This window comes from Planctomycetia bacterium (genome assembly GCA_016795155.1).
In the GTDB taxonomy this organism is placed as follows: Bacteria; Planctomycetota; Planctomycetia; order Gemmatales; family HRBIN36; genus JAEUIE01.
This window is the reverse complement of the sequence record JAEUIE010000056.1, coordinates 21,656-30,037: the sequence shown is the minus strand read 5'-3', so window position 1 is coordinate 30,037 and position 8,382 is coordinate 21,656. Positions and strand designations below refer to the sequence as shown.

General features: G+C 48.7%; 8 protein-coding genes and 1 riboswitch. Of the genes, 3 read left to right on the top strand and 5 right to left on the bottom strand.

Features of this window, described 5'->3' with window-relative positions; genetic code table 11:
- Positions 1–181 precede the first annotated feature (181 nt).
- Positions 182–838: a hypothetical protein gene (locus JNJ77_19760; GenBank protein ID MBL8824833.1), complete on the bottom strand. Its 657-nt coding sequence runs from the start codon at positions 836–838 to the stop codon at positions 182–184.
- Between the two features lie 171 nt (positions 839–1,009).
- Positions 1,010–2,026 (bottom strand): deoxyhypusine synthase family protein, encoded by a 1,017-nt coding sequence (locus JNJ77_19755; protein ID MBL8824832.1) that lies wholly within the window; start codon positions 2,024–2,026, stop codon positions 1,010–1,012.
- A gap of 267 nt (positions 2,027–2,293) precedes the next feature.
- Between JNJ77_19755 and JNJ77_19750 the strand changes: the two genes are divergently transcribed.
- Positions 2,294–3,955: a hypothetical protein gene (locus JNJ77_19750; GenBank protein MBL8824831.1), complete on the top strand. Its 1,662-nt coding sequence runs from the start codon at positions 2,294–2,296 to the stop codon at positions 3,953–3,955.
- Positions 3,956–3,974: 19 nt separating this feature from the next.
- Here the strand turns inward: JNJ77_19750 and JNJ77_19745 are convergent, their stop codons facing one another.
- Positions 3,975–4,295 carry a winged helix-turn-helix transcriptional regulator gene (locus JNJ77_19745; GenBank protein ID MBL8824830.1) on the bottom strand — a complete coding sequence of 107 codons (321 nt, stop codon included), beginning with the start codon at positions 4,293–4,295 and terminating at the stop codon, positions 3,975–3,977.
- Positions 4,296–4,333: 38 nt separating this feature from the next.
- Positions 4,334–4,798, bottom strand: coding sequence for an SRPBCC family protein (locus JNJ77_19740; protein MBL8824829.1), 465 nt, complete (start codon positions 4,796–4,798; stop codon positions 4,334–4,336).
- A 192-nt stretch (positions 4,799–4,990) separates the two neighbouring features.
- Between JNJ77_19740 and JNJ77_19735 the strand changes: the two genes are divergently transcribed.
- Entirely contained in the window at positions 4,991–5,710 is a 720-nt protein-coding gene (locus tag JNJ77_19735; GenBank protein MBL8824828.1) for an ABC transporter ATP-binding protein, read from the top strand.
- A gap of 43 nt (positions 5,711–5,753) precedes the next feature.
- On the opposite strand, the gene JNJ77_19730 is transcribed toward JNJ77_19735, so the two are convergent.
- Complete coding sequence (locus JNJ77_19730) at positions 5,754–7,181, bottom strand: adenosylhomocysteinase (GenBank protein MBL8824827.1); 1,428 nt, start codon at positions 7,179–7,181, stop codon at positions 5,754–5,756.
- 69 nt (positions 7,182–7,250) lie between these two features.
- A riboswitch (S-adenosyl-L-homocysteine riboswitch) is annotated at positions 7,251–7,333 on the bottom strand.
- Between the two features lie 101 nt (positions 7,334–7,434).
- On the opposite strand from JNJ77_19730, the gene JNJ77_19725 reads away from it, so the two are divergent.
- Positions 7,435–8,331: a hypothetical protein gene (locus JNJ77_19725; GenBank protein ID MBL8824826.1), complete on the top strand. Its 897-nt coding sequence runs from the start codon at positions 7,435–7,437 to the stop codon at positions 8,329–8,331.
- Positions 8,332–8,382: the final 51 nt, after the last annotated feature.

The following is an 8,382-nucleotide window of genomic DNA, read 5'->3' as shown; positions in this document are numbered from 1 at the left end:
CATGCCTCCCTGAAAGTCTGCCAACACCCGCTCACGTAAATCAACCGAGTACGCTTTCATCTGTGACTCCATGACATGGACACGTCACAGTATTTCATGTATTACCTGAATGCGCAAGATGGTTTTTGAAAATGCTCTAGTCATGACAACAACACGCGAATCTTAGCTCTGCGAATTTAGCTCAAGCTATACAAACTTTTCGACGTCGAAATTGAGTTGCAAGAACCAAGCAAACCACTCCGATTGAGCCCATTATTACACCAGAAGGTACCGGAACTGGATTAATGTGAATATTATCGAAGTACTGAAATGGCGTTCCATCACCGATAAGAAACCGACGCGTCATTTGAAACGCAAAGGTGTAGGTGCCAGTTGCGACACTTACATTAAAGTCGAAACTACCTCGTTTTATCTGATTGCTGGTTGTTGAACCTAAATTTGCTGTAACTTGAGTAACACCATCCAGCAATACAGAAAAGATTCCAGCTTGGGCGTTTCCAAGCGGCGGGGGGTCAAACGCCGCAAAATCTGCAGTTATTCTGTAGGTGCCCGCAGCAAGATTTAATGTTTGCAAGATACCTCCACCATGTTGAATACCACTTTGAAATACAACTTGTCCTACATGAAACTGTGCTGCCAGACTTGCACCAGAACCAGTAGTATCAAAGGAGACTACATTGGGAAACCCTGGCCCTCCTACAGTGCCATTTGATGTGGTGAATGATGTCCAACCAGTCAAATTGCCAGTTGAAAATGTACCGTTGATAAAGTCAGCTCGTGCAACAGCATGGGTGCCGAGAGCAACGGCTAGAATACACAACCACTGCTGAATCCTCATTTCCACTACTCCTTAAAAAGAATGCATTTCCAGAATTCATCAATTAGGCGATTCGCATTGAAATTCTGTAGATTCGGAGTGTAGCTTAAAATTCAGAGCAGTCCAGGAAATATTTCGAAATTATTCTTTACTGTTAGCAATGACATCTCGTAGCTGCAACTTCACAACGCCCTACTTCCCCGCTATTAATTTTTCTGCCTCCGCTGGGTGGCGCTTGCATTCCAGTAATGCTGTCAGAATCAGCGGCGCCACAATGGTCGCATCCGATTCAATCACAAACATCGGTGTCTTTTCCGTTAACTTGTCCCAGGTAATCTTCTCATTCGGCGTAGCACCTGAGTACGAGCCATACGATGTGGTCGAATCGGAAATCTGGCAGAAGTAAGCCCAGGGTTTCACATCTTCCTGCAGATCATACTTGATCGAAGGTACCACGCAAATCGGGAAATCACCAGCGATGCCTCCACCAATCTGGAAGAAACCCAATCCAGCCCCAGTGGACAGTTCACGATACTGATCATAAAAGTGTGCCATGTACTCGATGCCTGATTTAACAATCGACGCGGAGCATTCGCCCGTCTTCACATGCGAAGCGAAGATGTTGCCAAAGGTGGAATCTTCGTAGCCAGGCACCACGATGGGCAGGTTCTTATGGGCAGCCGCCACCAGCCACGATTCATCCGCACTGCCTTCGTGCAACTTGGCAGGCATGGTCTTAACGAGGTCGTAAAAGTATACGTGCCAGAAGTGTCGCTGTTTCTCTTTGGTCGCCTTTTCCCACATGGGGACAATAAACTTTTCAACCGCCCGGAACGCTTCATCTTCAGGAATGCTGGTATCGGTCACGCGGCGCATGCGGTCATCAAGAATCTTCGTATCGTCGCTCTTGGTGAAGTAGCGGTACTCCGGAAAATCCTTGTAGCTGTGATGGGCCACCAGGCGAAACAGCGACTCTTCCAGATTGGCGCCGGTTGATGATATGCCATGTATCAACCCTTCGCGAATCGCCGGTGCCAATGTAATACCCAACTGTGCCGATGACATGGCGCCAGCAAGCGTCCAGAACATTTTGCCCCCCGCCTGGATGTGTTTCCAGTAAGCCAGCAGAGCATCGCGAGTCACGCGGGCATTAAAGTTCTTGTAGTTGCGGAGAATGAATTCCAGCACGGGCAGTGTAGGCATCGCCATCGGTCTCGAAAAGTTTACACTGTGAATGTATGGAACTCATCAGCAATCAGGCAATGCCTTAAACTTCGGATGCACAATGACTCGGTTCAAAATTCAGTCACTCATACATCGTAATATGATATTGTGGCCTGAAACTTTGAATCGTTGAAACGTGACACACACACCATGAAGTTACATCCACGTGCTAAAAAGTTGATTATCTTCAGCCTCTTTATGGCAATGGTATTTTGCGTACTACTTATCTGGAATCGTATTTATCAACATCGTATGAACCAGATTCAACAGGCTCAGTTGGAACTGACGGAAATGAGCGTAATACCTGACTGGCAGGACGCCTTTCTCGATTGCAGTGAGCTACCGCTTCTCGATAATCACTTTTCACAATTAATTGGAACTGTTTCCAAGTTTGTTCACATCAAGTACCTGAATCTATCTGGCACTCAGATTGGTGATGCTTCGTTACAAAAGTTGAGTGAGTTGCAGCATCTCAGAAAACTTGATTTGTCCGGCACTTCGATAACCGATGAAGGACTCGCTTGCCTGGCACAGTTAACTCAACTCCAGGAGTTAGATCTTTCTGACACCCGTATCAATGGCGATGGGTTGGTTAGTTTGTGTCAACTCCCAAACTTGCTTACTATCAAGCTTTCGAAAACCAAGTTAAAGCCAGAAGCTCTTGTCTACCTAGGCAGCATGCCTCGACTCAGCTCGCTTGATCTTTCCAACACTCCTATTACGAATGACAGTCTTTCGTTGCTCAAGAACTCGACAAATTACTACGATCTTGATCTTTCACACACAACAGTTTCAGATGCAGGGCTCAGCCGGTTGAACACCATGCCTAACATTCACCGAATCAGTCTCCGTGGAACCAAGATAACGGGCAAGGGTCTTGCACAATTGTCAACTTATCCGCGACTTGGTTATCTTGACATCTCAGGTGTTCCTGTCACAGACATCGATTTGGCTAAACTCAATCACTCAGGTCTCTGGTATTTAAGATTGGCTGATTCTCCAGTCACAGATGCCGGGCTGATACATCTAAAAAAACTCCCCAATCTGCAGGATCTTGATTTGTCAGGTACTCAAATAAGTGATGCAGGCTTGCAATCCCTGCAAGCGATACCCCGATTGCCCTATCTCGATTTATCCCGCACCAATATCACTGATTCCGGTCTTCCCCATCTTCAACAGATTCGTGACTTGGGAACCTTGAAACTAGCCTACACCAGGATTACTGATGCAGGCATGAAACACCTGAAACACATCAAAGGTTTAAACACACTCGATCTCACTGGAACGAAAATTACAGGCCAACAATTCGCAGAACTACAGTCACATCCGTTTTTATCACAACTCGATCTTGCCGAGACAGCATTGACCGACACTGGACTCGCCTCACTAAATCAATGGCAAAAATTGATTACTCTATCTCTTCGCAATACTCCCATCACCAACGCTGGCCTGGCAAATCTTCAGGGTTCTACTACGCTCGCATTGCTTGATCTGACTAGAACCAGAATTACCGATGAGGGGGTAGCTTACCTCAAGAATATTCCTGAATTGCTCGGAATCGATTTGACTGGTACACCAATCAATGGAACTGGATTGAATCAGCTTAGCACTTTAAAGAGGTTATTCGTTATCGACCTCAGTGATACACCTACCCAGGATGAAGGCTGCAAGAATCTCAGCGTGATTACGCGTATGCAATATGTCTTCCTTCGAAATACCAAAGTTACAGACATTGGCTTACAGTCATTAAATAATATGCAACGATTGACCAATCTTGATGTGCGGGGAACTTCAGTAACTGCAGCAGGAATGCAGGAGTTGACTCGATCACACCCTTCCATGCGGTGGATTCGTTTTGGTGTACCATGCAAATCCACCAGTCAAGGCACATGGTTTCGAAGATATAAGGAATAATCCAAGTTTTTAAATCATTTCATTCCTCGAGCACTTCTCCAAGCCGATCCAGCCGACGCTCCCATATCTCGCGATGCCGCTCTATCCAGTTCTGCAGCATATCAAAGCCGGTCCTTTCAAGTCTGCAGGTTCGTACTCGTCCGGCCTTGAACGAACGCACCAAGCCACATTGTTCCAGAATCTGCAGGTGCTGCGTGATCGCCGTCAGCGTCATGTCAAAAGGCTCAGCCAGACGCGAGACACTCAATGGCCCATCGCATAACCGCTCCACCATTGCCCTGCGAGTACTATCTCCCAGGGCCTGAAACACCATGTCTGCTTTCACTTTCGCGTAAGGCATATCTGAAAAACCTCCCAGCATGTTCAATCTCAAGTCACTTACACAGCCTGCCCCAGTTTATCGAGCAGGACATTCCAGCCATGCTCACGAATCTCAGGGCCATCTGAACCTTCGAAGAATGCCCCCTGATGGGTAAACAACAGTTTCGTCGATGCACCCTCAGCCAGTATTTCGAAAGTAACGAGCGATGCCGAGATGCGATGCTCACCAACTGTCATGGTCGAAGCTGAGACAATTCGCCGTCCAGGAACAATGTCGAGATAAATACTTTCATTGAGCAATGCCACGCCCGGAAATGGCGAGTCTTTGTTGAAGCGGGAGCGAGTGATATCCTGCCCTCTTACCCGAAAATCATGTTGAAAATTTTCCACCGTATGATGCTCACCATCAGCAAACCACTTTCGCAGTTTGACAGGGTCAGAGAAGCCGGCAAATACTTTATCTGCCGATTTGGGATAAACCTTTTCCAGGGTAAACGTGTGATGGGTAACAGTGCCTGACATGGCTAGCTCCTGGTAAATAGTGAAGTTATTACTTCAATATTACTCTTCTACTAAAATTAGCCAAGTTTATACTTCAGTATTTTCAAGCAATCAAACAGGCCTATCAGGCTTTGCCCAGCGGCCACCCTTCCTGTCCCGTTCTGCTAAAAGTAATATCGTGACCGTATTCATTGGAGGTTAGCCATTTCTGAAGTGCTTCTCGAAGTCCGTCAAATCTCGGCACGTCATACCGAAGGCACCGTAGCGTTCGAAAACGTCAGCCTGCTACTGCATGAGAATGAATCCGTCGGCCTGGTTGGTCCCAACGGCGCAGGGAAAACTTCACTGCTCCTGGCTATCACCGGCATTCTCCTCCCGCACCAGGGATCGATGACTGTCTGCGGATGGAATCCACTCGATCGCCAGCAGAGACAGCAACTGCCCAGGCATCTGGGGCTGGTGATGCAACAGAGTGACGATCAACTCTTCAACCCCACCGTTCTTGATGATGTTGCGTTTGGCCCGCTGAACCTTGGCATCAGTAAAGACGAAACGCGGAAACGAGTGGCCCATGCCCTGGCCCAGGTGAAGCTCTCAGGCTATGAAGACCGGATTCCACATCGCCTTTCCGGTGGTGAAAAACGACGGGTCGCACTTGCTGGCATTCTAGCCATGCAACCCCGACTGCTTCTCCTTGATGAACCGACACAAGATCTTGATCCGCGAGGCAGACGCGAACTGATTGCTATCATGACCGAGTTGCCTCAAGGCAAGCTGATTGCTTCCCACGATCTGGACTTTATCTTAACTACATGCCGCCGAACCATCGTGTTCGACCGGACGGTTATCGCTGATGGCCCTACAGAACAACTGCTGGCTGATGCGAATCTGATGGAACAGCACGGACTGGAAGTTCCCTGGAGACTGAAGTGATTATTGAGCCACCGGTCAATAACCGGTGGCTCAACATTGATGGTTAATAGCGGTAATTATCCTTCTTATACGGTCCATCAACCGAAACATTGATGTACTTTGCCTGATCTTCACTCAACCGTGTGAGTTGAGCATTCAGTTTCTTCAGTTGAAGGCGGGCCACCTTTTCATCCAAATGCTTTGGTAGCGTGTAAACGCCAACCGGATACGCCTTGCTATTAGTGAACAATTCAATCTGGGCAATCGTCTGGTTGGCGAACGATGATGACATCACATAACTCGGATGTCCCGTACCACAGCCCAGGTTCACCAGGCGGCCCTTGGCCAGCAGAATGATGCGTTTGCCATCGGGGAAGATGACATGATCGACCTGCGGTTTGATCTCTTCCCACTTGCACTTCTTTTCCAGGCTCGCAACGTCAATCTCGTTATCGAAGTGGCCGATGTTGCAAACGATGGCTTCAGGCTTCATCTTTTCCATATGTTCATAACGGATGACATTATGGTTGCCTGTCGCAGTCACGAAGATGTCAGCTTTATCAGCAGCATATTCCATGGTGACGACGCGGTAGCCTTCCATTGCCGCCTGCAACGCACAGATCGGATCGATCTCGGTCACCCACACCTGGGCCGACAGCGCACGCAATGCCTGGGCTGAACCCTTGCCCACATCGCCATAGCCACACACCAGGGCAACCTTGCCGGCAATCATTACATCGGTCGCACGCTTGATAGCATCGACCAGCGATTCACGGCAGCCATAGAGATTATCGAACTTCGACTTGGTGACGCTGTCATTGACATTGATGGCGGGGAAAGCTAGCTTGCCATCAGTGTGCATCTGGTACAGGCGCATGACGCCGGTGGTTGTTTCTTCGGTGACACCCTTGATCTGTTTCAGCCGGGTGCTGTACCAGGTGGGATCAGTTTTGAGTTTCTCCTTGATTGAAGCGTAAAGAACTCGTTCTTCTTCACTGTGCGGATTAGCCAGCACGCTCTGATCCTTCTCCGCACGGGTACCCAAGTGGAGGAGTAGCGTAGCGTCGCCACCGTCATCAAGGATCATGTTCGAGTAGCCGCCATCCTGCCATTCGAAAATCTGGTGCGTGAACTTCCAGTAGTCTTCGAGGCTTTCACCCTTATAGGCAAACACGGGCGTACCACCCTCAGCGATGGCAGCAGCAGCATGATCCTGCGTGCTGAAGATATTGCACGATGCCCAGCGCACCTGTGCACCGAGCGCCTCCAGCGTCTGAATCAACACTGCGGTCTGAATGGTCATGTGCAGCGAGCCGGAGATGCGGGCACCCTTGAGCGGCTGAGTCTTGGCGTACTCATCGCGGATCATCATGAGGCCGGGCATTTCGGTCTCTGCGATCTTGATTTCCTTGTGACCCCAGGCAGCGAGCTTCATATCCGCTACATGGTAATCATTGTTGACGAGGTTCTTGGGTTTAAGAGGCGCATTCATGGAAAATTCCTTCTGCCCGATGGGCAATGTGCCACGGTGCGGGAACGAAAAAACGCCCGCAACCGTTTTCGATTGCGGGCGCCGTTGTATATCTTTGGTCGAGCCTGGTTTACCGCTGACATCGCGGCAAAATCGCAGCGCCCCTCGACAATCTAATTATAGCACGGAAACATCAAGCAACAAGACAACTATTACATAACCGGCATCAATCATACCCTACAATACTATTCATCAATTGTTAGAAGGATTACTCATGTCCTTTGCTGAAATAGACTGCTCTTTGCAATGGGGGAATTTATCCTTTCAGGGTGAGGTATTTGCACAAGTCTGGTTCAAGCCTGCAACAATGCCCAACGGTCTGACCTTTCGAATCCCGCAGGCAACGTTTCATCATCCGGCTATCAGTCCGCATTTAACTATTGGAAATCTGCTCAAAGCAATCGGCCTCGATGCAGACGTTGTTCAAACCTGGCGAACATCAGATGAAGCTCAAAACGAGATTGCCAACTACCATGTGGAACTGTTACAGCCGCTGCCGCCATTACCGAGCAATACGCCACAACTATATCTGCATGTATTGATCAAACAGCCTGTCTCAACAGAAGCAAAGTCAGTCAGCTCTGATCCCAAACAGGCACTCATCAAATGGCAGGAACTGCAGGCTCGCTGGAACAACATCCTCGGCATGGAAGTAACCATCGACACTCTGAGGCAACGTATGGAAAGTCTGAAATCAGAGATTGAATCTGAATCAGCACGAGCCATGACCACGGATGAAAAGCTGAACTCACTGAATGCCGACGTGGCACAATGGAACAAGGCCAAGAGCCGGGCACGTTACGTTTTGCCCCGTATTAAGGAGTACATTCATCGGGCAACCTGGGTTTTGGGTACGCCCGAACGGAAGAATCTGGATGAGATTTTCAGAAAGGATGCAGAATGCCCAGTCAACCTGGCAGAACTGGATCGTGAACTGCAGATACTGCTCAAGGATCGACAGATTCTTGCAGCCCAGGGAACGACCTGTCATCATGAAGGCCGGTCGAGCTGTGATGAGATCAAAAAAACACACCAGACGATGCATCGTAATGCAGCAGCCAACGCAGTCAAGAAACGGGCAATAACGCGGGCGAAAGGGAAAACTTTCTGATACCAGTAAAAAGCCCACGAATTGTAGTTCGTGGGCTTGCATAGTTTTTGT

Bases quoted from the DNA above. Each gene is read 5' to 3' on its own strand.
- JNJ77_19760 (MBL8824833.1), bottom strand. From the start codon at position 838: ATGAGGATTCAGCAGTGGTTGTGTATTCTAGCCGTTGCTCTCGGCACC.
- JNJ77_19755 (MBL8824832.1), bottom strand. From the start codon at position 2,026: ATGGCGATGCCTACACTGCCCGTGCTGGAATTCATTCTCCGCAACTAC.
- JNJ77_19750 (MBL8824831.1), top strand. From the start codon at position 2,294: ATGAACCAGATTCAACAGGCTCAGTTGGAACTGACGGAAATGAGCGTA.
- JNJ77_19745 (MBL8824830.1), bottom strand. From the start codon at position 4,295: ATGCCTTACGCGAAAGTGAAAGCAGACATGGTGTTTCAGGCCCTGGGA.
- JNJ77_19740 (MBL8824829.1), bottom strand. From the start codon at position 4,798: ATGTCAGGCACTGTTACCCATCACACGTTTACCCTGGAAAAGGTTTAT.
- JNJ77_19730 (MBL8824827.1), bottom strand. From the start codon at position 7,181: ATGAATGCGCCTCTTAAACCCAAGAACCTCGTCAACAATGATTACCAT.
- JNJ77_19725 (MBL8824826.1), top strand. From the start codon at position 7,435: ATGTCCTTTGCTGAAATAGACTGCTCTTTGCAATGGGGGAATTTATCC.